Raw genomic sequence first — 23,168 nt, 5'->3', positions numbered from 1 at the left:
CGCCCCAACCCCCCTCCCCGCGCCCCCGCCCGCCCCCGCCCGGGGGGCGTTTTTTTGGTTTGTTCGGGCCGGGGGGGGGGTGGGGGCGCCCGACGCCAGAACACTGCGGGCGAAATCTGCATCGCTCCGGCTCGCCCAGAGGCTCCCTGCGCGATCAGTTTCTCGCAGGCTCGAAACTGCCTTCGGACGCGATCGCAACCGTCCAGGCGCGGCCACGGTGGCGGCTCCGGGCTTGTCCGCGGGGTGGCCTAGAGTCTGCCGACGGCGTCCTTGTTGGACGCTGTGACCAGTACCGGGCGGCCGGGGGTGGGCGAACCAGAAGGGAATTCGGTTCAAACGGTGCCCTCCCTCGTCATGGACGTGGCCTGGTCGGTAACCTCATAAATCACGCTCGCGGCGGGTTTGGGCCCGCGGCGGGCCCGCGTCGGACCTATTTCAGCCATGGAGGATCCGCTGTCCAGGCGAGCACTCATCACCGGCATCACCGGACAGGACGGCTCGTATCTGGCCGAGCATCTGCTTGAGCTGGGATACGAGGTCTGGGGCCTGGTGCGGGGGCAGGCGAACCCCCATGTGTCGCGGCTCCGCAAGCACATCGGCGACGTGCAGATCACCACCGGGGACCTGCTGGACCAGGGCAGCCTGATCTCGGCGGTGGAGCGGGTGCGGCCCGACGAGGTCTACAACCTGGGCGCGATCTCCTACGTGCCGATGTCGTGGCAGCAGGCGGAGCTGACCGCCGAGGTCACCGGGATGGGCGTGCTGCGCATGCTGGAGGCCATCCGGGTGGTGTCGGGGATCAGCCCGTCCCGCACGCCGGGCGACGGGCAGATCCGCTTCTACCAGGCATCGTCCTCGGAGATGTTCGGGATGGTGCGCGAGACGCCGCAGAACGAGAAGACCCCGTTCCACCCGCGCAGCCCCTACGGGGTGGCGAAGAGCTACGGCCACTACATCACGCAGAACTACCGCGAGTCCTACGGCATGTTCGCGGTGAGCGGGATCCTGTTCAACCACGAGTCGCCGCGCCGGGGCGCGGAGTTCGTCACGCGGAAGGTGTCGCTGGGCGCCGCCCGCATCAAGCTGGGCCTGGCCACCGAGCTGCGTCTCGGCAACCTGGAGGCCCGCCGCGACTGGGGCTACGCGGGCGACTACGCCCGGGCGATGCGGATGATGCTGGCGCAAAACGCCCCAGAGGACTACGTCATCGGGACGGGCCAGACCCAGTCGGTGCGCGAGCTGGTGGAGTTCGCCTTCCGCACCGCGGGCCTGGACTGGCAGGACCACGTCGTCCTGGACTCCAAGTACACGCGTCCGGCCGAGGTCGACCTGCTGTGCGCCGACCCGAAGAAGGCCCGCGAGCAGCTCGGCTGGGAGCCCGAGGTGACCTTCGAGGGGCTGGTGACCATGATGGTCGAGTCGGACCTGCGGCTGCTGTCGCGGTCCGCGCGCCCCGAGGACGAGCCGTTCAGCCCCGACCATTGGTAATCCGGTTACCACGGCCGTGGCACGATTCAGGTATGGCCACCTGTGAGCACGTGCAGTCCCTTCCGATCGAGGATCCGTCCCCGAACACACCCCAGGGATGCGAGGACTGCCTCAGAGAGGGAACACGCTGGGTCCACCTGCGGCTCTGCCTGAGCTGCGGCCATGTCGGATGCTGCGATTCCTCGCCCATGCGGCACGCCAGCGGGCACTTCCACAAGGAGGGGCACCCGATCGTCCGCTCGTTCGAGCCGGGCGAGGACTGGCGCTGGTGCTTCGTCGACGAACTGATCGTCTGATGCCGGACGTCCGGCTGGGCACCGGGCCGGGACGCTGGATCCTGCTGGCGACGGTGCTCGGATCGAGCGTGGCGTTCCTCGACTCCACCGTCGTGAACGTGGCGCTGCCCAGGCTGGCCCGCGACCTGAACGCCGACATGGCCGGGCTCCAGTGGACGGTGAACGCCTACACGCTCACGCTCGCGGGCTTCATCCTGCTGGGCGGCTCCCTCGGGGACCGGTTCGGACGCCGCCGGATCTTCCTCATCGGCACGGTGTGGTTCGCGGTCGCCTCGGTGCTGTGCGGCGTGGCGCCGAACGTCGAGACGCTGGTCATGGCGCGGGCGCTGCAGGGCGTGGGCGGAGCGCTGCTCACCCCGGGCTCGCTGGCGATCATCCAGGCGTCGTTCACGGCCGACGACCGCCCCCGCGCGGTCGGCGCCTGGTCGGGCCTCGGCGGCGTCGCCGGCGCGATCGGCCCGTTCCTGGGCGGCTGGCTCGTGGAGGCGGCCGGATGGCGGTGGGTGTTCCTGCTGAACGTTCCGCTCGCCGCCGTCGTGGTGCTGGTCGCGGTCCGGCACGTCCCCGAGAGCGTCGACCCGCAGGCCCACGGGCGCTTCGACGTGCTCGGCGCGGCCCTGGCGGCGCTGGCCCTGGCGGGGACGACGTACGCGCTGACGGAGGCGCCCGGCGGGGGCGCGTCCCCGCCGGTCATCGCCGCCGCCGCGATCGCCGGGCTGGCGGCGGCCGTCGCGTTCGTGCTGCTCGAACGTCTCCGCGGGCGGCCGCGCAGACGGGCGGACCGCGAGGCGCCACAGCCGATGCTGCCGCTGGACGTGTTCTCCTCGCGGCAGTTCTCGGCCGTCAACGTCGTCACGTTCATCATGTACGGCGGGATGGGCGTGATGTTCTTCCTGTTCGTCCTGAACCTCCAGGTCGTCACCGGGTTCTCGCCCATCGCGGCCGGGACGGCGCTGCTGCCGGTCACCGTGCTGATGCTGCTGCTGTCGGCCCGGGCGGGCGCGCTCGCGCAGAAGATCGGCCCTCGGCTGCCGATGACCGTCGGCCTGGTCGTGGCGGCCCTCGGGATGCTCCTGGTGGGCCGGATCGGCGCGGACGCCTCCTACGTCCGGGACGTCCTGCCGGCCGTGGTGGTGTTCGGGCTGGGGCTGGCGGCGGTGGTCGCGCCGCTGACCGCCACGGTCCTGGCGACCGCCGACGTCCGCCACGCGGGAGTGGCCAGCGGCGTCAACAACGCGGTGGCGCGGGCCGCCGGCCTGCTGGCGGTGGCGGCGATCCCGCCCCTGGCGGGGCTGACGGGCGACGCCTTCAAGAACCCGGTGGACTTCTCGCACGGGTACCGGCTGGCGATGATCACATGCGCCGGTCTCCTGGCGGCGGGGGCCGTGCTGTCCTTCCTCACCGTCGGCGACGACGCGCTGCGGACGCCGTCCGGGGAACCGGTCCAGCCGGAATGCCGGCGCCAGTGCGGGGTGGGCGCGCCGCAGCTGCAGCCCGAGCCGGAGACCGTCCCGGCCGGGCGCGCCGGGAGGACCCCGCCCGGGCCCGGGGGCTGATCGCCGGACCGGTCCGCTGATTCCCGGTCCTAATCCGGCTATGTCCAGGACCGGAGCGGTTCGTTGGCATACGGTCAGTGCATGAATCTGCGGCAGCTGCGCTATGTCGTGGCGACCGCCGACCATGGCACGATGACGTCGGCGGCCCAAGCCCTCTACGTGGCCCAGCCCGCGCTGTCGCGGGCGGTACGCGAACTGGAGCGCGAGCTCGGCCTGGAGCTGTTCGCGCGGTCCGGGCGCGGGGTCGTCCTCACGCCCGCCGGGGAGCAGGTCGTCCGGCAGGCCCGGGTCGCCCTGGACGCCGTCGACGCGATCGAGGGACTGGCGGTCACGCGCGCCGACGGGCGCGGCGCGGAGCTGCGCATCGCGGTCACCGCGTCGCTGGAGCCGGAGCTGACCGGCGGCCTCATCCCCCGCTTCGCGCGCGACCAGCCCGCCGTGCGGGTCCGGGTGGTGCGCTGCGCGGACCGCGACCAGATCGCGGCGGTGCTGCGCGGGGGCCGCGCCGACCTGGCGCTGACCGACCTCCCCGTCCCCGGCGACATGACCGCGCACCCGTTCGAGCAGCGCGAGGTGGTGCTGATCTCCCCGCGCGCGCTGAAGGTCCGCGAACCGGTGCCGCCCGCCGCGCTGGACGGCATGCGGCTCGTCCTGCCCGCCCGCGGCGGCGCCCGCCGCGCGGAGATCGACACGATGCTGCGGCGGATCGGCGCGCGGCCGGTCGCCGCGGTGGAGTCCGACGAGCGCGGCGCCTGGCTCGGCTGGGTCCGCGCCGGGCGGGGCTCCTTACTCTGGTACCGCAACCAGATCGACGACACCGAAGGGGTGACGGTCCGCTCCTTCATGCCGCCGCTCACCCGCATGATCGGCCTCGTGCACGCGCACCGCCGGCTGCCGCCCGCCGCCCGCGACTTCCTGACCTTCGCCAAGCAGGCGCCGCACCGCGACGACCAGGCCCGCTGACCGCGCCCCTGCCCGGTTCCTCCCGGTCCGGCCGGGCCGCCCGCGCGACGCCGGTACCACCCGGTCATGCCATGATTCGGCGGTGGGAACGACGCACGCACTCTGGCTGCTGGCCGTACCGGTCGGCGCCCTGATGGTGGCCGCGGCCGCGCGGCGCCTCGGCCTGTCGGCGCCGCTGGTCCTGGTGATCGCGGGGCTCGCCTTCTCCTTCGTCCCGGGGGTCCCGGAATTCGAGCTCGAACCCGAGTTCGTGCTGTTCGTGTTCCTGCCGCCGCTGCTGTTCTCCGCGGCGTGGAACAGCTCGTTCACCAACCTTCGGCAGAACGTCTGGTCCATCGGCCTGCTGTCGGTGGGGCTGGTGCTGTTCACGACCTTCGCCGTGGGCTACGTGGCGCATCTGATCGTTCCCGACCTGCCGCTGGCGGCGGCGTTCGTGCTCGGCGCGATCGTGGCGCCGCCGGACGCGGTGGCGGCGGTGAGCATCGCGCAGCGTCTCGGCCTGCCCCGCCGGACGGTCACGGTCCTCGTCGGGGAGAGCCTGTTCAACGACGCGACGGCCCTGACCGCGTTCCGGGTGGCGCTGATCGCGGCGACGGGCGCCGGGTTCACCCTCCTGGACGGCGTCGGCCGCTTCCTGTTCGCCGCCGTCGTGGGCGCGGCGGTCGGGCTGATGCTCGGGCCGCCGCTGCACTGGCTGCGGACCCGGCTGAACGACCCGCTGGTCGAGAACGGCGTCGCGCTGGTGGCCCCCTTCGCCGCCTACCTCCTCGCCGAGACCGCGCACGCCTCCGGAGTGATCGCCGTGGTGGTCAGCGGCCTGTACCTGGGCAACCGGGAGACCCAGTCCGCGGCGGTGACCCGCCTGATCGGGCACTCCTTCTGGAAGGTCATGGTCTTCCTCCTGGAGTCGGTGGTCTTCCTGCTCATCGGCCTGCAGCTGCCCCCGATCGTCCACGAGATGTCGGGACGGAGCTGGCAGGAGCTGGCCTGGTGGTCGACCGCGGTGTTCGCCGTCACGGTCGCGGCCCGGTTCGTGTGGGTGTTCCCCGCCTCGCAGGTCCCGCGGCTGCTGTCGCGGCGGGAGCGGGCGGTGCCGAGCGTGGGCTGGCGCGGCCTGGTCGTGGTGTCGTGGGCCGGGATGCGCGGGGTGGTCTCGCTCGCCGCCGCGTTCGCGATCCCGTTCGTCGCCTCGGGCGACACGCCGTTCCCGGGGCGCGACCTGATCCTGTTCCTGACGTTCACCACCGTCCTCGGGACGCTGCTGGTGCAGGGGCTGACGTTCCCCGCGCTGATCCGCGCGCTCGGCATCGGCGGGGACCGGGAGCGCTACGCCGACACCGTCGCTCTGGCGGGCGCGCAGCACGCCGCCGCGCAGGCCGCGCTGGAGCGGCTGGAGGAGCTGAACGCCGAGGAGCGGCTCGACGCGTCGGTCGTGGAGCGGCTGCGGCAGCTCGCCGAGCACCGGCAGCTGCGCGCCTGGGAGCGGCTCGGGGGCGGGACGGGCCCGGAGGGCGAGGAGGTGCCGACGGCGACGTACCGGCGCCTGCGGCGGGAGATGCTGATGGCCGAGCGCCGGGTCTTCGTGCGGATGCGGGACGAGCGCCGCATCGACGACGAGGTCCTGGCCCGCGTCATGCACGAGCTGGACCTGGAGGAGGTCGCCCTCAGCCGCGACTAGCGGGGGCCCTCGGCCCGGCCACGGTCGCGCCGTGGCCGGGCCGAGGGCCGCGCTCAGACCGCCCCGTTGAGGGGCTGCTCGGGCAGTTGGACGGCGTAGGACTCCTTCACCACGTCGAGGTGGTGCCAGGACTCCCGTACCGTCACCCCGGACACCGACCGGATGGCGTCGAACACGGCCACCAGCTCGGCGCGCGAGGCCGCTTCGACCTGCCCGACGATGTCGTAGCGGCCGAAGCCGGTCGCCAGGTAGCGGACGCCGTCCTGGGCGGCGACCGCGTCGGCGACCTTGCGGAGCCCGCCCGTCACCACCAGCCCGAACCCGCCGAGCTCCGCGGCGCCGAGCGCCAGGGGGTCGGCGAGGCCGGTCACCTGGATGACGCCGGTGCGCATGAGCCTGACCACCCGGGCCCGGGTGGCGGCCTGCGAGAGGCCGATGACGTGCGCGAGCCGGGTGTAGGGGGCGCGGCCGTCGCGCTGCAGCTCGTGCAGCAGCCGCCAGTCGATGTCGTCGAGGGTGACCTCGCCGAGCTCGCGCACCACCGCGTGCGTGTCGCGCACGGTGGACACCGACCGGAACACCTCGGCCGCGCGGACGCCGGCGACGGACCTGATGTGGTCCACCTCGGCCGCGAGCGCGGCGTCGTCGCGGGTGCGCACCTGGGCGACCAGGTCGTACGGGCCCGCGGTCAGCGCGGTGAAGCTGACCGCGGCGCGCTCGGCGACGGTCTCGGCCACCTCCCTCGCCGAGCCGGCCACGGTGACCGACACGTGCCCGATCGCCTCCGCGCCGACGACGGCGGCGTGCACGATGCCGACGACGCGGACGACCTGGGTTTCGAGAAGGTGCTGCACCCGTGCCCGCACCGCCGTGCGGGAAAGCCCGACGCGATCGGCCAGCGCCTGGAACGTCGCCCTGCCATCCCGCTGGAGCTCGCGGACGAGCACGGCGTCGACCGCATCCAGCACGGCTCTCCTCCTCGACATGTGATGAATCGTTTTGCCAGCAACTGCAAGATCATTCCATTTCAGGACGGTATGACGTCAAATATTGATCTTGCTCGTGTTCGCCCTGCCCGATGGCCGTCGAAGCGTCGGTGACCGGTTCCGGGCGGCGACGTTTTAAATGCCGCAGAAACCGGTACGAAAGCGCAACGCTGCCGAGCCCGCGCCGCTCGCACGGCGCGACGCCGCCCGGGCGGTGGACGCGCCGGACGGCCGTGGCCGCTCCGGCGATCGCGGCCCGGTCGGGGCGGCCGGCGGCGCGGGCGGGCATGGCCGACCGGGACGACGTGCGTGACCTGCATGCGCTTCTCCCGGTGTTCTTCTGACCCACCCCCTACGGCGGATCCGCCGTCCGCGCGAGGCACATGTAAGAAAAGTGCATCGGGGGCGCAGTTACGTCAAGAGGTAACTTTACAGAGAGCCAAGCCTCACGTTGCACCGTTTTGCATCAGGGGCACGGGCCCACTTTCGTTATCCCTGCAAGGAGGGGGGAAGACGGGCTGAGACGACACTCGACGCCCTCCCGGGACACAGTGTCATCACCCCTGGTCACGGGCTTTGCCCGCGGTCCGGGGCGGTCCGGGGCGTCCGGCCGCCGGCCTCGGCGGGAGCACGGCCGGGTATCGCCGAGAATGTACGGTGGCCCAGCCACTGCGAACGCGATTGGTGTGTAGTACTGCCGTGCGCCTGCTGAACGATGAGCGTTCCGCTCACGATCTCACCTACAACGACGTCTTCATGGTCCCCCGCCGCTCCTCCGTCGGGTCGCGCCTGGAGGTCGACCTGGCCACCTCGGACGGCAGCGGGACCACCATCCCGCTCGTGGTGGCCAACATGACGGCCGTGTCCGGCCGCCGGATGGCCGAGACCGCCGCCCGGCGCGGCGGCGTCGCGGTCCTCCCCCAGGACATCCCGGTCGACGTCGTCGCCGAGGTCATCGAGTGGGTCAAGGGTCGCGACCTGGTGGTGGACACCGCGATCCGGCTGGACCCCTCCAGCACGGCCGGCGACGCGCTGGCGCTGCTGCCGAAACGGGCGCACAACGCCGTGATCGTCGTCGAGGACGACCGTCCGGTGGGCGTCGTCACCGAGGCCGACTGCATGGGCGTGGACCGGTTCGCCCAGCTCCGCGACATCATGTCCCGCGACCTGGTCACGCTGCCCGCCGGCGTCGACCCGCGGGAGGCGTTCAACCGGCTGCACGAGCGCGGCCACCGGCTCGCCCCCGTCGTGGACGCCGAGGGCCGCCTCGCCGGCGTCCTCACCCGCACCGGCGCGCTGCGCGCCACGCTCTACCGGCCGGCCGTGGACGCCGCCGGCCGGCTGCGCGTCGCCGCGGCGGTGGGCGTGAACGGCGACGTCGCCGGCAAGGCCAAGGCGCTGCTGGAGGCGGGCGCCGACCTGATCGTCGTCGACACCGCGCACGGCCACCAGGACAAGATGATCAGCGCGCTCGCCGCGGTCCGGGCGCTGGACCCCGCCGTCCCGGTCGTCGCCGGGAACGTGGTGACCGCCGAGGGCACCCGCGAGCTGATCGAGGCGGGCGCCGACATCGTCAAGGTCGGCGTCGGCCCCGGCGCGATGTGCACCACCCGGATGATGACGGGCGTCGGCCGCCCGCAGTTCTCCGCGGTGCTGGAGTGCGCCGCCGAGGCGCGCCGGCTCGGCCGCCACGTGTGGGCGGACGGCGGCGTCCGGCACCCGCGCGACGTCGCGCTGGCACTCGCCGCGGGCGCCGCGAACGTGATGGTGGGCTCGTGGTTCGCCGGCACCTACGAGTCGCCGGGCGACCTGCAGCGGGCCGCCGACGGGCGGCTCTACAAGGAGAGCTTCGGCATGGCCTCCGCCCGGGCGGTGCGGCTGCGCACCGCCGAGGACTCCCCCTTCGACCGGGCCCGCAAGGCCCTGTTCGAGGAGGGCATCTCCACCTCCCGGATGTTCCTGGACCCGCAGCGGCCCGGCGTCGAGGACCTGATCGACTCGATCGTGGCGGGGCTGCGCAGCTCGTGCACCTACGCGGGCGCGCGGACCCTGGAGGAGTTCCACGAGCGCGCCGTGGTCGGGATCCAGAGCCCGTCCGGCTACGCCGAGGGCAAGCCGCTGTCCAGCAGCTGGTAAAGGGCGCCCCCGCGGATCGCCGGGCGTCCCCGCATTTCGCGACACGCCGCCGCCTTCGCGCCCCGATCAGCTCGCTGACCTGCACTCTCTTACGTCAGGAACGGAGAGGGGTCTCCGTCCCTGGAGGGGGCGCAGCATGGTCGACGGCGGGTCGGTCGGAGCCGGGGCGCGGCCGCTGCCGCAGGAGGGGCGGGGCCCGGCGGCCCGGGACCGCGAGCGGGGGCGCCGGGCGCGGGAGGCGGCGCTGCGGGAGCTGGCCGAGGCGCTGGTGATCGCCGCGGTCTCCCCCGCCCTGCCGGGCATCGCGCACCTGCGGGCCGGGCGCGTCCGGCTCGGCGCGGCGCTGCTGACCGTCCAGGCGCTGGCGCTGACCGCGGCGGCCCTCGCCGCCGGGCACGGCCGCCCGCTCCTGCTGCACGCGGCGGCGAGGCCCGCGTGGCTGGCGGCGCTGACGGCCGGCTGCGTGGTCGTCGCGGCCCTGTGGGCGGGGCTGATCGTCCATTCCTACGCGGTGCTGCTCCCGGCCGGGCTGTCGCCGCTGTGGCGGCTCGCGGGCGGCACGACGGTGGCGGTCCTGTGCCTGCTGGTGATCGTCCCGCCGCTGACGGCCGCCCACGCGCTGGCGCCCTGCCCACTACGTGATCATCCGTACGGGTCCCCGAACGGCGGCGGATTCACTATCCTGACGATCTGCACCAAAGGCCACACCCGCTCGCATGCGATCGACTCTTACGCAACCTTTGCCCGGTTCGACGCGTCCATAATGTGAGCCGAGGCTTAATTCACTGTGGGTGGGAATCGGAGCGTACATGGGTCGGTCGCCAAGTGGGCGTGCCCGGAACAGGGACGATGAGGGTGCCTCCGGCGGAGCCGGGGGCCTCCCCCGCGCGCTGGCACTGACGCTCGCGTCCGCCCTGGTCTGGGGCGTCGCGCATTTCGTCACGGGCCGCCGGATCGCCGGCGGGATTCTGCTCGCGCTGTACGTGGCGATCGTCGCCGCCCTCGCGGGCGCCGCCACGTTCTACCGCTCCGATCTGGTGCACTACGCCGTCCAGCCCGCGGTGCTGCAGCGGACCTCCGCCGCGATCATCGCGCTCGGCGTGCTGTGGATCCTCGTCGTCGTCCGCTCCTACCTGCTGCTGCGCCCGACCCGCCTCGCCGCGGGCGCCCGGACGCTCGGCGCGGCCGCCGTCGCGGTGATGTGCGCCGCCGTCGCGGTGCCGGTGGCGTGGTCGGCGCACAGCACCTACGTGTACCGCGACGCGCTGACCAGCATCTTCCGCACCGGAAGCGAGAACGGCAAGCCGGTCGACACCGCGGACCCGTTCAACGGCCAGCCGCGCGTCAACATCCTGCTGCTCGGCGGCGACTCCGCCGCCGACCGCACCGGCGTGCGCACCGACAGCGTGACCCTCGCCAGCGTCGACACCAAGACGGGCGACACGGTGCTGCTGAGCCTGCCGCGGAACCTGGAGCGGTTCCCGATGCCGCCCGGCCCGGCCCGCGACCGGTTCCCCTACGGCTTCACCGGCGACGGCCCGCAGAACCCGGGCCTGCTCAACGAGGTCTACGAGTACGCCGAGAACCACCCCGACGTGGTGCCCGGCGTCGCCAAGAAGCGCCGCGGCCCCGAGCTGCTGAAGGCCACCGTCGCCGGAGTCCTCGGCCTGCGCGTGGACTACTACATCCTCGTCGACATGTTCGGCTTCGCCGACATCGTCGACGCCATGGGCGGCGTCAAGCTCAAGATCACCGAGCCGATCCCGTACGGCCTGCAGGGGGGCGTCCTGCAGCCCGGCTACCGGACGCTGAAGGGCAAGGAGGCCCTCTGGTACGGGCGGTCCCGCACCAACAGCAGCGACTACGTGCGGATGAGCCGGCAGAAGTGCCTGATGCGGGCGATCGCCGAGCAGGCCGACCCGCAGACCGTGCTCACCAGCTTCGACAAGCTCGCCGCGGCGGCCAAGCGGACGCTGTCGACCGACATCCCGCAGGAACTGCTGCCCGCGCTGATGAAGCTGTCGAACCGGGTCAAGAACGGCGCGCAGATCAGGAGCCTGCAGTTCGTCCCGCCGCTGATCTACACGGGGAACCCGGACTTCGAGAAGATCCGCACCCTGGCGGCCGACGCCGTCAACAGCGAGCCGCGCCAGGTCAGCGCCAAGCCGAGCGGCACGCCCACGGCCTCGCCGACGGCTTCGCCCACCGCCTCGCCCGACGGGCAGGACGGCGGCGAGCCGGCCAAGCCGAGCTCCAAGCCGGTGTCGCTGGAGAGCAGCTGCCCCTGACCGGACGGCCCGGCCCGCGGCCGGCGCCCGTCCCGCCGCGGCGGTCCTGACCCGCGTGGATTGTCCTTCCTGGTCCGGGGAGGAGGGATCATTGAGGAACGACCCCTACTTCGAAGGGCTGGTGCGGTGCCTCGGATCCACGGCTGCGACGCCTTCCGCGTGGCGATGCCGCGCGGGCGGCGGCCGGAGAGCGTCCTCGTCCGCCTGGCCGGCGACGACGCCGTCGGCTGGGGCGAGATGGCCGTCCCGGACGGAGCCGGTGACCCCGGCGCGGCATGGGCGGACATCGAGACGCGCATGGGGCCGGCCCTGATCGGGCTCGACTGGGACCGCCCCGAGGACGTGTCCGCCGCCGCCGACCTCGGCGCGCGGGAGGCCGCGGCGGCCGTCGACACGGCCTGCTGGGACCTGTGGTGCCGGACCCGCGGGCTGCCGCTCGCGCACGCGCTCGGCGGCACCCGCACCTCGATCGTCACGGGCGCGCGGATCACCCCCGAGCCGGCGATCGACACCGTCACGGCCCGGGTCAACAGGGCCGTTGGAGCGGGCCACACCCGCGTCACGCTGGACGTCCGGCCGGGGTGGGACATCGAGCCCGTCCGCGCGATCCGGCAGGCGTACCCGGCCCTGGCGCTGGTCGCCGACGCGGGCCACGCCTACACCGAGTCGCCGGAGCACCTGGCGGCGCTGGAGGCGCTGGACGCCTACGGCCTGGCGGCGATCGAGCGCCCCTTCGCCGGCGGTGACCTCGCCGCGCACGCCCGGCTCCAGGCGCGGGTGGGCACCGCCGTGGCCCCGGACGTGGGCGATCTGGAGACGCTGGACGCGGCCCTGTCGCTGGAGGCGGGCCGTGCGCTGCACCTGCGCCTCGACCGGCTCGGCGGGCTGACCGCGGCCCGCAGCGCCCACGACCTCGCCTACGCGGCGGGATGGGACGTGTGGTGCAGCGGCTGCGGCGCGTTCGGCATCGGGCAGGCCGCCGCGGTGGCGCTCGCGGCCCTGCCGGGGTGCACGCTGCCGAGCGACGTGTCCGACCCGGCAGGCGGCCCGGTGTTCGTGACGCCGCCGGTGCGCTCGTCCGGCGGCGTCGTCGGCGTCCCGCTCACGCAGCCGGGCCTCGGCCACGAGATCGACGAGGCGCGCATCGAGCGGCTGGCGACCCGCCGGCTGCGCCTGTCGACGTGACGCCCGCCCCGGCCTGGGTGGTGGCGGGGCCGCCCGGCTCCGGCAAGACCACGGTCTCGGACCTGCTGCTGCGGCGGCTGCGCCCCGTCCCGGCGCTGCTGGACAAGGACACGATGTTCGGGCCGTTCGTGGAGGCGACCCTCGCGACCTTCTCCCGCGATCCGGGCGAGCGCGAGGGCCCCTGGTACGACGAGCACGTCAAGCCGCACGAGTACGCGGGGATGACCGCCACCGCGCGGGAGATCCGGTCGCACGGCTGCCCGGTGCTGCTGAGCGGCCCGTTCACCGGCCACATCCGGGACGCGGCGCGCTGGAGCGCGTGGGTGGCGTCCCTGGGCGGGCCGCCGGTGAGGCTGGTCTGGATCCGGACGGACGCCGCGACCCTCCGGCACCGGCTGGAGCGGCGGGGCTCGCCCCGCGACGCCGGCAAGCTGGCGGCGTTCGACGCGTTCGTCGCCCGGATGCTGCCGGGGACGCCGCCTCCGGTGCCCCACACGGCCGTGGACAACCGCCTCGGCGCGCCCGTGCCGCTGGAGGCGCAACTGGACGCCCTGGCGGAGTGACGATCTGGCGGAGTGACGATCTGGCGGAGACCGTGCGGTCTCCGCCAGATGGCCGCCCGCCGGAAGGACCGCCGGGCGGGAACGGCCGTCGCGTCAGCCGTTGATGTTGATGTTCACGTTCTTGTTGACGTTGTGCTCACAGCAGCAGTGGTGGTCGTGGCCCTTCATCGGCTCGCCGGACGCCGTGGCGGCCGACGCCGTCGCGGACAGGCCGGTCATCCCGGCCATCGTCGTCCCGGCGGCGAGAACCAGAACCGCAAGACACCTCTTCATGATCATCCCTTTCGCTCCGGCATCCGGTACTTGCGTTGCGATCGTCCCCGACACATGCTCTATGTAACGTAATGACTACTAAGAGTGAGCAAAGGTCGAGGTGGGGTGATTCAGTAGGACTTCGACGGTTCCGAATCCCGGGCGACTACTGCTGGGGCGGCGGCATGTACTGCTGCGGCGGCTCGTGCTGGCCCGGCTGGCCGTACCCCGGCTGGCCGTACCCGGGCTGCGCGTAGGGGCCGGGCTGCGCGTAGGGGTCGTAGTGGGGCGCGGGCGGCGGGAGGGCGGGCTGCTCCGGCTGCGGGGGCAGCTGCCGCCGGGCGGACCGGCGATCCTGGTAGGCGTTCCTGAGCCGGCCCCCGACGCGCTTGCCCGCCTGGCCGACCTGCTGCGCCCGTTCGCTCTGCACCGCGTCCTGCATCCGGGCGGCGGACCTCCGGCCCAGATCCTGCATCTGCCGGGCGCGCTCCGACTGCAGGGCGCGCTGCATCGATTCGGCCTGGGCGAGGCGGGCGGCGTTCTCACGAACGGCCTGCCCCGCGACCTGGCCCGCCGCCTGCGTGCCGTCCCAGGCGATGACGGCGCCCTGCCGCGCGGCCTGGGCCGCGCGGCGGTAGCCGTCCGCGCGGACGAGGGACGTCCCCGCCAGCAGGTCGGCGAGGCCCCGGCGGCGGGCGCCGACGAGGGTCGGCGCGCTGTTGGCCAGGAACACCGCGACGGCGACCAGCCAGGTGACGAGGGACAGGAAGAAGAGCCCGTGCAGGAGGAGGATCCACGCGGTGCAGTACAGGCCGGTGCCGCCCGCCGTGGTCACCAGGGACCGGCGCAGCGCCCGGGACTTGGCGGACCTGGCGTTCTCCACGCGCAGGTCGAGCACGGCCTTGCCGACGGTCCGGCCGGCGAAGGCCTGCCCCGCGAACTGGTGCAGGAACTCGATCAGGATGAGCAGGAGCAGCGCCTGCTCGACGGCGCTGACGGCCGTGTTCCAGATGCTCGTCCCGAAGTTCTCGGCGGCCTGCCGGACGTCGCCGCCGGACAGCAGGAGCCCGCCCGCCGCGGACAGGGCGTCGCCCCAGAGCCCGTCCCCGAGGAGTCCGTTCAGCCGTCCCCACGTCATCGTGCCGAGGAGGCCCGCGGCGCAGGCGAGCAGGGCGGTGTCGATGCTCCAGGCCGCCAGGCGGCGGCCGCGCGGGGCCGCGGCGGGTGGCGGCGGCGCGTGCGGGACGGGCTCGGCGGCGGGCGGCGGAACGGGTGGCGGACCGTACACGTGAGTCCCTCAGGTCGCGATCTTCATTTTTGATCAAAGCGCGGGAACGGCAGGAGTCTAGGCCGCCCGGCCCCGCCGCCGCCACCGAAGCGGTCAGTAGGACTTGGGCAGCCCCAGGGAGTGCTGTGCGACGTAGTTGAGGATCATCTCGCGGCTGACCGGGGCGATGCGCATGAGCCGGACGACGCCGGCGAGCATCCCGACGCCGTACTCGGTGGTGAGGCCGTTGCCGCCGTGGGTCTGGATGGCCTGGTCGACGCAGTGGATCGCGGCCTCGGCGGTGGCGTACTTGGCCATGTTCGCCGCCTCGCCGGCGCCGGCGTCGTCGCCCTCGTCGTAGAGCCACGCGGCCTTCTGCCCCATCAGCCGGGCCAGCTCCAGCTCGATCTTGGCGGCGGCGAGCGGGTGCGCGATGCCCTGGTGCGCGCCGATCGGCGTTCTGAACACCTGCCGCGACGCGGCGTAGGCGGTCGCCTTGCCGAGCGCGAGGCGGCCGATCCCGGCGCCCATCGCGGCGGCCATGATGCGCTCGGGGTTGAGGCCGGCGAACAGCTGCAGCAGGCCGCCGTCCTCGTCGCCGACGAGCGCGTCGTAGGGCAGCCGGACGTCGTCGAGGTGGCAGACGAACTGCTTCTCCGGCGACACGATCTCCATCTCGATCGGGGTGAAGGTGAACCCGGGCGCGGTGGTCGGGACGATGAACAGCGACGGCCGCAGGTTGCCCTTCTGGTCCTGCGTGCGGGAGACGAACAGCACGGCGTCCGACTCGTCCACGCCGGAGATGAACGTCTTCTGCCCGTTCAGCACCCACCCGTCGCCGTCGCGGCGCGCCGTGGTGGTGATGCGGTGCGCGTTGGAGCCGGCGTCGGGCTCGGTGATCGCGAACGCCATCTTCACCGAACCGTCGGCGAAGCGCGGCAGCCAGTGCTTCCTCTGGTCCTCGGTGCCGGACCGGGCGATGATCGTCGCGCAGATCGCCGGGGAGACGACCATGAGCAGCAGCGGGCAGCCCGCGGCCGCCAGCTCCTCGCACACGGCGGCGAGGTCGCCGATGCCTCCGCCTCCGCCGCCGTACTCCTCCGGCACGTTGACGCCGAGGTAGCCGAGGCGCCCGGCCTCGGCCCACAGCTCGTCGGTCTTCTGTCCGGATCTGGCCTTCTCCACGTAGTAGGAGGAGCCGTACTCGCCGCCCAGTTCGGCGACCGCGGCGCGCAGGGCCCGCCGCTCCTCGGTCTCGACGAAGCTCATTCGGGGGTCCCTTCGATGACGGCGAGGACGGCGAGGACGGCGCCGGACTCGACCTGCTGCCCCGCGGTGACGTTCAGTTCGGCGACGGTCCCGGCGGACGGCGCGGCGATGCGGTGCTCCATCTTCATCGCCTCCAGGACGACGAGGGTCTGCCCTTCGGCGACGTCCGCGCCCGGTTCGGTCTCGACGCGGACGACGGTGCCGGGCATGGGGGCCAGGAGGGAGCCCGGGGCGATCCGGCCGCTCGGGTCGGCGAACCGCGGAACGGCGACGAGGGCGACCGGGCCGAGGCGCGAGTCGACGTGCACCGCGTCCCCGGCGGCGGTCACGGCGAAGGCCTCGCGGAGGCCGTCGCGGTCGAGGACGACGCGGTCCGGAGCGGCGGACACCAGCGACGTGCCCGGGCACAGCTCGGAGGTCAGACCGTCCCTGTCCAGCCGGTAGTCGACGTCCACCGGGCCGCCGGGCCCCTGGAACGTCCTGCGCTGCGGCTGGGACCGCACGTTGCGCCAGCCCGACGGGAGGCCGCCGAGCACCGCGGCGCCCTCCCGGCTCGCGGCCGCCTGGGCGAGCGCGGCGGCCAGCGCGCACATCCGGACCGCGGCCTCGTCCGCGAGGGGCGCGGCCAGGGTGTCCAGGCCGACGCGGTCGAGGTAGCCGGTGTCGGTGGCGCCGTCCAGGAACCCCGGCTCCTCCAGGATCCGGACGAGCAGGTCGCGGTTGGTGGTGAGGCCGTGGATGCGGGCGCCGCGCAGCGCCGCCGCCAGCCGGCGCGCGGCGGCGGCCCGGGACGGCGCCCACGCGATCACCTTGGCGAGCATCGGGTCGTAGTGGACGCCGACCTCGGCGCCGCTCTCCACGCCGCTGTCGAGCCGCAGCCCGTACGCCGCCGGCACGGCGAACTCGGCGTCCGCCCCCGGCACCTCGAAGGTGTGCAGCGTGCCGCTGGCGGGCCGCCAGTCGTGCGCGGGGTCCTCGGCGTAGAGGCGCACCTCGATGGCGTGACCGCGCGCCTCCGGCGGCGCGGCCGGAAGGCGGGCGCCCTCGGCGACCTCGATCTGCAGCCGGACGAGGTCCACCCCGTACACGCACTCGGTGACCGGGTGCTCGACCTGGAGCCGGGTGTTGACCTCCAGGAAGGAGAAGCCTCCGTCGCGCGCCAGCATGAACTCGACCGTGCCCGCGCCGGTGTACCCGATGGCGCGCGCCGCGCTCGCCGCCGCCCCGCACAGCCGCGCGCGCAGCTCGGGACCGACCGCCGGGGACGGCGCCTCCTCGATGATCTTCTGGTGGCGGCGCTGGATGGAGCACTCGCGCTCGCCGAGCGTCCAGACCGTCCCGTGCGCGTCGGCGAGGATCTGCACCTCGATGTGGCGGGCGTCCTCCAGCAGCGGCTCGCAGAACACGGTCGGGTCGCCGAACGCCGACTCCGCCTCCCTGCGCGCCCCCGCGACGGCGCTCTCCAGCTCCTCGAGCGTCCTGACGACGCGCATGCCGCGCCCGCCGCCGCCCGCGGACGCCTTGACCAGCAGCGGCAGGTCCGCGTCGCCGACCCGGACGGGGTCGAGCTCGGGCAGCACCGGGACGCCCGCCGCGGCCATCAGCTTCTTGGCCTCGATCTTGGAGCCCATCGCGGCGATCGCCTCGGGAGGCGGGCCGATCCAGGTCAGGCCGGCGTCGACGACCGCCCGCGCGAAGTCCGCGTTCTCCGACAGGAACCCGTAGCCCGGGTGGACGGCGTCGGCCCCGGCGCGCTCCGCCACGGCGAGGAGCCGCTCCACCGACAGGTAGGTCTCCGACGGGGACGCGCCGGGCAGCCGCCCGGCCACGTCCGCCTCCCGGACGTGCGGCGCGGCGGCGTCGGGGTCGGAGTGGACGGCGACCGTCCCGACGCCGAGGTCCCGGCAGGCGCGCAGGACGCGGCGGGCGATCTCGCCGCGGTTGGCGACCAGCACTCTTTTGATCATTGTTCGACACTCACATCCGGAAGACGCCGAAGCCCTCGGCGCCGCGCACGGGGGCGTTGTGGACGACGGACAGGCACAGGCCGAGGACGGTCCGGGTGTCGCGGGGATCGATCACCCCGTCGTCGTAGAGCCGCCCGGACAGGAAGAACGGCAGCGACTCGGCCTCGATCTGCGCCTCGACCATCTCCCGCATCGCGCGGTCCTGGTCCTCGTCGTAGGCCTGCCCGCGCGCCTGCGCCGCCTGGCGCGCCACGATGGACAGGACGCCCGCGAGCTGCTGCGGCCCCATCACCGCCGACTTGGCGCTCGGCCAGGCGAACAGGAACCGCGGGTCGTACGCGCGGCCGCACATGCCGTAGTTGCCCGCCCCGTACGAGGCGCCCATGATGATCGAGATGTGCGGGACCCTGCTGTTGGCCACCGCGTTGATCATCAGGGCGCCGTGCTTGATGATCCCGGCCTGCTCGTACTCCCTGCCGACCATGTAGCCGGTCGTGTTGTGCAAGAACAGCAGCGGGGTGTCGCGCTGGTTCGCGAGCTGGATGAACTGCGCCGCCTTCTGCGCCTCGTCCCCGAACAGCACGCCCTGCGCGTTCGCGAGGATCCCGATCGGGTAGCCGTGGACGCGCGTCCAGCCGGTGACCAGGCTCGTCCCGTACAGCGGCTTGAACTCGTCGAACCGCGACCCGTCGGCGATCCGCGCGATGACCTCGCGCGGATCGAAGGGGACCTTCAGGTCCTCGGGGACGATCCCGGCCAGTTCCTCGGCGTCGTAGAGCGGCTCCTCGACCGGGCCCGGCGCGGGTCCGAGCTTGCGGTGGTTGAGGTTCGCGACGATCCGGCGTCCGAGGCGCAGCGCGTCCTCCTCGTCCGCCGCCATGTAGTCGGCGAGCCCGGAGGCGCGCGCGTGCATCTCGGCGCCGCCGAGCTCCTCGTCGTCGGCCTCCTCGCCGGTCGCCATCTTCACCAGCGGCGGCCCGCCGAGGAACACCTTCGCGCGCTCCCTGACCATGACGACGTGGTCGCACATGCCCGGGATGTAGGCGCCGCCCGCCGTGGAGTTGCCGAACACGAGCGCGATCGTGGGGATCCCCGCGGCCGACAGCCGGGTGAGGTCGCGGAACATGCGGCCGCCCGGGATGAAGATCTCCTTCTGCGTCGGCAGGTCCGCGCCGCCCGACTCGACCAGGTTGATGACGGGCAGCCGGTTCTCCAGCGCGATGTCGGACGCCCGGAAGCTCTTCTTCACCGTCCACGGGTTGCTGGCCCCGCCCCGCACCGTCGGGTCGTTCGCCACGATCATGCACTCGACGCCCTCGACGACGCCGATGCCGGTGACGACGCTCGCGCCGACCGGGAAGTCGCTCCCCCACGCGGCGAGGGGGCTCAGTTCGAGGAACGGCGAGTCGGGGTCGAGCAGCAGCTCGATGCGCTCGCGGGCGAGGAGCTTGCCGCGCCCGCGGTGCCGCTCGACGTACTTGCGGCCGCCTCCTTCCAGGGCCTTGGCGTGCTCGGCGTCCAGGGCCGCCAGCTTCTCCAGCATGGCCGCGCGGCGCTCCCGGAACTCCGGGCTCCGCGCGTCCAGGGTGCTCTTGAGGGTCACAGAACTGCCTCCGGGATGTCGACGAGGCGGGACCGCAGCCACTCCCCCAGGGCCTTGCCCTGGGGGTCGAACCGGGTCGAGGCGGACACGCCCTCCTGCAGCAGCCCTTCGATCACGAAGTTCACCGCACGCAGGTTGGGCAGCACATGCCGCCGGACGGTGTGCTCGCGGGTTTCCGGCAGCAGCTCGCGGAGCCTTTCCGTGGTCAGGAAGGGCTCCAGCCAGCGCCACTGCGCGTCGGTGCGGGCCCACACGCCGATGTTGGCGTCCCCGCCCTTGTCTCCGCTCCGCGCCCCGGCGACACGGCCGAGCGGCGCCCGGACGGCGGCTCCCGGTGGGACGCCTCCGGCGGGCGGGGCCTCGGCGGGGGCTTCGAGGTCGCGCACGTGCGGAGCCGCGGCGATGGCGATGCGCTCGCCCTCGTGGGTCACCGCGACATGCTCGACGGCCTCGTTCGGGACGTAGGCGGGCGTGTAGACGCCGTAAGGGCCGCCCTTTCCCGGCGGGGAGGTCATGGTGAAGCCCGGATAGCCGGCGAGGGCGAGTTCCACGACGGCGCCGCTGAACGCGCGGCCGACCTTCTCCGGGTCCGGGTCGAGGACGGCGCAGCGGAGCAGGGCGGTGGCCTCCCCCTGCGTGGCCGGGTCCGGCCCGGGGGCGCCGATGAGCGTCCATTCGACGCGGGACGGCCGGCCCTCCGTGAAGGTGGCCTCCAGTTGCGCCTTCACGAGCTCGGCCTTGGCCTCGATGTCCAGGCCGGTGAGGACGAAGGTCATCTCGTTGCGGTGCCCGCCCAGGTGGTTCAGGCACACCTTGGTGGTCGGCGGCGGTGGAAGGCCCCGGACGCCGCTGATCCGCACCCGGTCGGGCCCGTCCTGCGCCGAGGCGATCGTGTCGAACCGCGTCGTCACGTCCGGGCCGGCGTAGGCGGGCGCGCCGATCTCGTACAGGAGCTGGGCCGTGACGGTCTCGACCGTGACGACGCCGCCCGTCCCGTCGTGCTTGGTGATCACGCTGGACCCGTCGGGATGGATCTCGGCGATCGGAAAGCCCGGTGCCTTTACGTTGTAGATTTCTTGGAAGAAGGCGTAGTTGCCGCCGGTCGCCTGCGCGCCGCACTCCAGGACGTGCCCGGCGACCGTCGCGCCCGCGAGCGCGTCCCAGTCGTCGCGCGCCCAGCCGAAGTGCGCGGCGGCCGGGCCCACGACCAGGGACGCGTCGGTGACGCGTCCGGTCACCACCACGTCCGCGCCGGCCCGCAGGCACTCGGCGATCCCCCAGGCGCCCAGGTAGGCGTTGGCGGTGAGCGGCCGCCCGCGGCGGGCGTCCGCCAGGCCGAGCTCCTCCGCCCGGGGCAGCAGGTCGTCGCCCTCCACATGAGCGATCCGCACGTCGATCCCGAGCCGGGCGGCCAGCTCGCGCAGCCGGGCCGCCAGCCCCTGCGGATTGAGCCCGCCGGCGTTCGCGACGATCCTGGTGCCGCGCTCCGCGGCCAGGCCGAGGGACTCCTCCATCTGCCGCAGGAACGTCGCGGCGTACCCGGCCTCCGGGTCCTTCATCTTCCCGCGCCCGAGGATCAGCATCGTCAACTCGGCCAGGTAGTCGCCGGTGAGGACGTCCAGCGGCCCGCCCTCCAGCATCTCCCGCACCGCGGAGAAGCGGTCGCCGTAGAAGCCCGAGGCGTTCCCGACCCGCAGCGGTTGGCTCATGGCCAGAACCCTGCCAGCCCGCCTCTAAAAAATCAATCACGCATGATTGTTTCTCTGCCTGATCGTTTGATTGACTGGAGGGCCACCGACTTCGAGGACTCCATGACCGCCCAGGCACTCCCCCGCGAACCGCAGCAGGACCGTAGCCGCGCCACGCGGCGGCGCCTCCTGGAGGCCGCCATCGGCTGCCTCGCCTCCGTGGGCTGGGCGGGCACGACGGTGGCGGTGGTCGCCGAGCGCGCGGGCGTCTCCCGCGGCGCCGCCCAGCACCACTTCCCCACCCGCGAGGAACTGGTGACGGCGGCGGTCGAGTACGGCTCGGACGTGCGGATGGCGCAGATGCGCGAGCGCCTCGACGCGCTCGCCGACCGCCGTCCCTCCACGCTGGACGTCGTCACGCTCCTCGGCGAGATGTACACGACCCCGCTCTTCCGCGCCGCGCTCCAGCTGTGGGTCGCGGCCAGTTCGGACGAGCAGCTCCGCGCGCAGGTCGTCCCCCTGGAGGCGCGGGTCGGGCGCGAGGCGCACCGCCTCACCGTGGAGGCGCTGGGCGCGGACGAGTCGGTCCCCGGCGTCCGGGAGACCGTCCAGGCGACCCTCGACCTGGTCCGCGGCCTCGGCTTGGCCGACCTGCTCACCGACGACTCGGCACGCCGCACCCGCCTGCTGCACCGGTGGGCCACCACGCTCGACCAGGCACTCGGCCGCTGATCCCCGGACAGCGCACGGTCCAAGGGAGACTGCCCACAGCGGGTCTCGCCGCCGACTGGGGCCCACCGAGGTGAGAACCGCCGCGATGCGCGGAAGGTCCTCGTACGGGGGTTCAGCGGGGTCGCTGGTCGGGCGGAGGCGGCGGGCCCGAGGGTCTGGGCGCCGGCCCTCCACGCCTCAAAGCCCGCATCGATCTGGTCGAAGGCGTCGCTGGTTCTGCCGGTGCCAGTCAAGCCTGGCTGACGAACCGCTCAGTCCAGGCGATCGCCAAACGCGCAGCCTAACGGTGGCAGACGATCTCCAAAGTGACGCCGTCGTGACCTTCCCAGAAGGTGGCGTAGTAGGTGGGGCCGTACTGCGGGAACTCCTGGGGCTCATAGAGCACGTTCGCGCCCCGCTTGACCGCCCACTCATGCAGACGGTCGACCTCCTCCCGAGTCTTCACCATGAAAGCGAGGTGCTGGAGACCCGGACGGTGGCGCGAGTAGTCACCGTCCTCCAATGCCGGGTAGAAGAACAGGTACGTGCCTGGCTTGCCGCCCGCCGGGCGGTAGGAGAACTCCTCCTCGGTGGCGAAGAAGGTTTCGAAGCCGACCAGGGGCATCAACTCGTCGTAGTACGCCCTGGCTTGGCCAAGGTCGCGGACATTTACGCCAAGGTGGCCTAGGGGCATCTGCCGATCATAGGCGCCGCACCAGGCTCGCCCACACGATCGCCGATACCGCATCGACGAACGACCGGTGACCGTGCCGCCCACTGGCAGACTTGTCCGGAGATCGGACGACCATCGGGGAGCATACGATGCTGCATCTGCTGCGCCTGGAGTACACGAGGTCGGAGGAGGACGCCGAACCCCATGTCGCCGCCCATGTGGCCTTTCTCGAACGGCATCATGGCGCGGGCACGTTCCTGCTGTCCGGCCAGACTGTTCCCTCGTCGGAGGGCGGCCTCATCATCGTCGCCGGCGTCGACCGGCAGGAGGCGGAGAAGATCGCCGCCGAAGATCCCTTCGTGAAGGCCGGCGTCGCGCTCTACGACATCACCACCATCGCGCCTGGACGCGCCCACCCGGCACTGGCCGCCCTCACAGGCGGACGGAGTGTCCCTCCGGCATAGCGGCCGGGCAATGCGAAAAAGGCCCTGGGAAGCAGGCACGAAATGAGAAAGGCCCCGCCGGTAACGGCGGGGCCTTTCTACAATATGTGTCCGGCGGCGTCCTACTCTCCCACACGGTCTCCCATGCAGTACCAT

Annotated in this window: 21 protein-coding genes; 13 read left to right on the top strand and 8 right to left on the bottom strand. The window is 73.1% G+C overall.

All coding sequences use genetic code 11. From position 1 onward, the window contains the following. Nucleotides 1-453 precede the first annotated feature (453 nt). From ABWI04_RS34185 to ABWI04_RS34165, 5 genes are all read left to right on the top strand, one after another. Nucleotides 454-1,488 carry a GDP-mannose 4,6-dehydratase gene (locus ABWI04_RS34185; RefSeq protein ID WP_353835002.1) on the top strand — a complete coding sequence of 345 codons (1,035 nt, stop codon included), beginning with the start codon at nucleotides 454-456 and terminating at the stop codon, nucleotides 1,486-1,488. Between the two features lie 32 nt (nucleotides 1,489-1,520). Next, the gene (locus tag ABWI04_RS34180; protein WP_345176315.1) at nucleotides 1,521-1,784 is read left to right on the top strand and encodes a ubiquitin carboxyl-terminal hydrolase 14; all 264 of its coding nucleotides are present in this window, start codon (nucleotides 1,521-1,523) and stop codon (nucleotides 1,782-1,784) included. Then, the gene (locus tag ABWI04_RS34175; protein WP_353835001.1) at nucleotides 1,784-3,340 is read left to right on the top strand and encodes an MFS transporter; all 1,557 of its coding nucleotides are present in this window, start codon (nucleotides 1,784-1,786) and stop codon (nucleotides 3,338-3,340) included. The genes ABWI04_RS34180 and ABWI04_RS34175 overlap by 1 nt, the downstream gene beginning before the upstream one ends. 81 nt (nucleotides 3,341-3,421) lie before the next feature. Continuing rightward, nucleotides 3,422-4,303, top strand: a complete 882-nt coding sequence (locus ABWI04_RS34170; protein WP_345176319.1) for a LysR family transcriptional regulator — start codon at nucleotides 3,422-3,424, stop codon at nucleotides 4,301-4,303. Nucleotides 4,304-4,385: 82 nt separating this feature from the next. Next, entirely contained in the window at nucleotides 4,386-5,981 is a 1,596-nt protein-coding gene (locus ABWI04_RS34165) for a Na+/H+ antiporter (protein ID WP_353835000.1), read from the top strand. Between the two features lie 53 nt (nucleotides 5,982-6,034). Here ABWI04_RS34165 and ABWI04_RS34160 read toward each other — a convergent pair whose 3' ends face one another. Further along, on the bottom strand, nucleotides 6,035-6,949 hold the full coding sequence (locus ABWI04_RS34160; RefSeq protein WP_185024146.1) for an Lrp/AsnC family transcriptional regulator: 915 nt from the start codon (nucleotides 6,947-6,949) through the stop codon (nucleotides 6,035-6,037). A 110-nt stretch (nucleotides 6,950-7,059) separates the two neighbouring features. Between ABWI04_RS34160 and ABWI04_RS34155 the strand changes: the two genes are divergently transcribed. From ABWI04_RS34155 to ABWI04_RS34130, 6 genes are all read left to right on the top strand, one after another. Further along, the gene (locus tag ABWI04_RS34155) at nucleotides 7,060-7,311 is read left to right on the top strand and encodes a hypothetical protein (protein WP_345176325.1); all 252 of its coding nucleotides are present in this window, start codon (nucleotides 7,060-7,062) and stop codon (nucleotides 7,309-7,311) included. 355 nt (nucleotides 7,312-7,666) lie between these two features. After that, on the top strand, nucleotides 7,667-9,103 hold the full coding sequence (locus tag ABWI04_RS34150; protein WP_345176327.1) for a GuaB1 family IMP dehydrogenase-related protein: 1,437 nt from the start codon (nucleotides 7,667-7,669) through the stop codon (nucleotides 9,101-9,103). A gap of 136 nt (nucleotides 9,104-9,239) precedes the next feature. Next, entirely contained in the window at nucleotides 9,240-9,872 is a 633-nt protein-coding gene (locus tag ABWI04_RS34145; RefSeq protein ID WP_353834999.1) for a hypothetical protein, read from the top strand. 40 nt (nucleotides 9,873-9,912) lie between these two features. After that, complete coding sequence (locus tag ABWI04_RS34140) at nucleotides 9,913-11,391, top strand: LCP family glycopolymer transferase (protein ID WP_345176333.1); 1,479 nt, start codon at nucleotides 9,913-9,915, stop codon at nucleotides 11,389-11,391. Nucleotides 11,392-11,517: 126 nt separating this feature from the next. Beyond that, on the top strand, nucleotides 11,518-12,576 hold the full coding sequence (locus ABWI04_RS34135) for an enolase C-terminal domain-like protein (protein WP_353834998.1): 1,059 nt from the start codon (nucleotides 11,518-11,520) through the stop codon (nucleotides 12,574-12,576). Beyond that, on the top strand, nucleotides 12,573-13,139 hold the full coding sequence (locus ABWI04_RS34130) for a P-loop nucleotide/nucleoside kinase family protein (RefSeq protein WP_353834997.1): 567 nt from the start codon (nucleotides 12,573-12,575) through the stop codon (nucleotides 13,137-13,139). Before ABWI04_RS34135 ends, ABWI04_RS34130 begins: the two co-directional genes overlap by 4 nt. Nucleotides 13,140-13,232: 93 nt before the next feature. Here the strand turns inward: ABWI04_RS34130 and ABWI04_RS34125 are convergent, their stop codons facing one another. The 6 genes from ABWI04_RS34125 to ABWI04_RS34100 all read right to left on the bottom strand — a co-directional run bounded on the left by ABWI04_RS34125 (nucleotide 13,233) and on the right by ABWI04_RS34100 (nucleotide 21,206). Beyond that, complete coding sequence (locus ABWI04_RS34125) at nucleotides 13,233-13,412, bottom strand: hypothetical protein (RefSeq protein WP_179848525.1); 180 nt, start codon at nucleotides 13,410-13,412, stop codon at nucleotides 13,233-13,235. 145 nt (nucleotides 13,413-13,557) lie between these two features. Then, a complete protein-coding gene (locus ABWI04_RS34120) occupies nucleotides 13,558-14,679 on the bottom strand; it encodes an RDD family protein (protein WP_353834996.1) in 1,122 nt (373 codons plus the stop codon). 93 nt (nucleotides 14,680-14,772) lie between these two features. Further along, entirely contained in the window at nucleotides 14,773-15,927 is a 1,155-nt protein-coding gene (locus ABWI04_RS34115) for an acyl-CoA dehydrogenase family protein (protein WP_353834995.1), read from the bottom strand. After that, nucleotides 15,924-17,894 (bottom strand): acetyl/propionyl/methylcrotonyl-CoA carboxylase subunit alpha, encoded by a 1,971-nt coding sequence (locus ABWI04_RS34110; RefSeq protein WP_353834994.1) that lies wholly within the window; start codon nucleotides 17,892-17,894, stop codon nucleotides 15,924-15,926. Before ABWI04_RS34110 ends, ABWI04_RS34115 begins: the two co-directional genes overlap by 4 nt. Before the next feature lie 10 nt (nucleotides 17,895-17,904). After that, on the bottom strand, nucleotides 17,905-19,497 hold the full coding sequence (locus ABWI04_RS34105) for an acyl-CoA carboxylase subunit beta (RefSeq protein WP_378188640.1): 1,593 nt from the start codon (nucleotides 19,495-19,497) through the stop codon (nucleotides 17,905-17,907). After that, a complete protein-coding gene (locus ABWI04_RS34100) occupies nucleotides 19,494-21,206 on the bottom strand; it encodes an acyclic terpene utilization AtuA family protein (protein WP_353834993.1) in 1,713 nt (570 codons plus the stop codon). Before ABWI04_RS34100 ends, ABWI04_RS34105 begins: the two co-directional genes overlap by 4 nt. Before the next feature lie 102 nt (nucleotides 21,207-21,308). Between ABWI04_RS34100 and ABWI04_RS34095 the strand changes: the two genes are divergently transcribed. Beyond that, entirely contained in the window at nucleotides 21,309-21,917 is a 609-nt protein-coding gene (locus ABWI04_RS34095) for a TetR/AcrR family transcriptional regulator (protein ID WP_353834992.1), read from the top strand. A 280-nt stretch (nucleotides 21,918-22,197) separates the two neighbouring features. Here the strand turns inward: ABWI04_RS34095 and ABWI04_RS34090 are convergent, their stop codons facing one another. Further along, entirely contained in the window at nucleotides 22,198-22,590 is a 393-nt protein-coding gene (locus ABWI04_RS34090; protein ID WP_345176352.1) for a VOC family protein, read from the bottom strand. Between the two features lie 128 nt (nucleotides 22,591-22,718). Here ABWI04_RS34090 and ABWI04_RS34085 point away from each other — a divergent pair, with 128 nt between their 5' ends. Then, a complete protein-coding gene (locus ABWI04_RS34085) occupies nucleotides 22,719-23,033 on the top strand; it encodes a YciI family protein (RefSeq protein ID WP_345176353.1) in 315 nt (104 codons plus the stop codon). The last annotated feature ends 135 nt before the right edge of the window (nucleotides 23,034-23,168 follow it).

Source organism: Actinomadura sp. NPDC000929, from assembly GCF_040492065.1.
In the GTDB taxonomy this organism is placed as follows: Bacteria; Actinomycetota; Actinomycetes; order Streptosporangiales; family Streptosporangiaceae; genus Spirillospora; species Spirillospora verrucosospora.
This window is presented reverse-complemented; position numbering and strand designations above follow the sequence as displayed.

Excerpts from the sequence above, each read along its gene's own strand:
- ABWI04_RS34175 (WP_353835001.1), top strand. The coding sequence starts at position 1,784 with ATGCCGGACGTCCGGCTGGGCACCGGGCCGGGACGCTGGATCCTGCTG.
- ABWI04_RS34125 (WP_179848525.1), bottom strand. The coding sequence starts at position 13,412 with ATGAAGAGGTGTCTTGCGGTTCTGGTTCTCGCCGCCGGGACGACGATG.
- ABWI04_RS34180 (WP_345176315.1), top strand. The coding sequence starts at position 1,521 with ATGGCCACCTGTGAGCACGTGCAGTCCCTTCCGATCGAGGATCCGTCC.
- ABWI04_RS34115 (WP_353834995.1), bottom strand. The coding sequence starts at position 15,927 with ATGAGCTTCGTCGAGACCGAGGAGCGGCGGGCCCTGCGCGCCGCGGTC.
- ABWI04_RS34110 (WP_353834994.1), bottom strand. The coding sequence starts at position 17,894 with ATGATCAAAAGAGTGCTGGTCGCCAACCGCGGCGAGATCGCCCGCCGC.
- ABWI04_RS34095 (WP_353834992.1), top strand. The coding sequence starts at position 21,309 with ATGACCGCCCAGGCACTCCCCCGCGAACCGCAGCAGGACCGTAGCCGC.
- ABWI04_RS34085 (WP_345176353.1), top strand. The coding sequence starts at position 22,719 with ATGCTGCATCTGCTGCGCCTGGAGTACACGAGGTCGGAGGAGGACGCC.
- ABWI04_RS34140 (WP_345176333.1), top strand. The coding sequence starts at position 9,913 with ATGGGTCGGTCGCCAAGTGGGCGTGCCCGGAACAGGGACGATGAGGGT.
- ABWI04_RS34100 (WP_353834993.1), bottom strand. The coding sequence starts at position 21,206 with ATGAGCCAACCGCTGCGGGTCGGGAACGCCTCGGGCTTCTACGGCGAC.
- ABWI04_RS34145 (WP_353834999.1), top strand. The coding sequence starts at position 9,240 with ATGGTCGACGGCGGGTCGGTCGGAGCCGGGGCGCGGCCGCTGCCGCAG.
- ABWI04_RS34170 (WP_345176319.1), top strand. The coding sequence starts at position 3,422 with ATGAATCTGCGGCAGCTGCGCTATGTCGTGGCGACCGCCGACCATGGC.
- ABWI04_RS34155 (WP_345176325.1), top strand. The coding sequence starts at position 7,060 with ATGGCCGTCGAAGCGTCGGTGACCGGTTCCGGGCGGCGACGTTTTAAA.
- ABWI04_RS34090 (WP_345176352.1), bottom strand. The coding sequence starts at position 22,590 with ATGCCCCTAGGCCACCTTGGCGTAAATGTCCGCGACCTTGGCCAAGCC.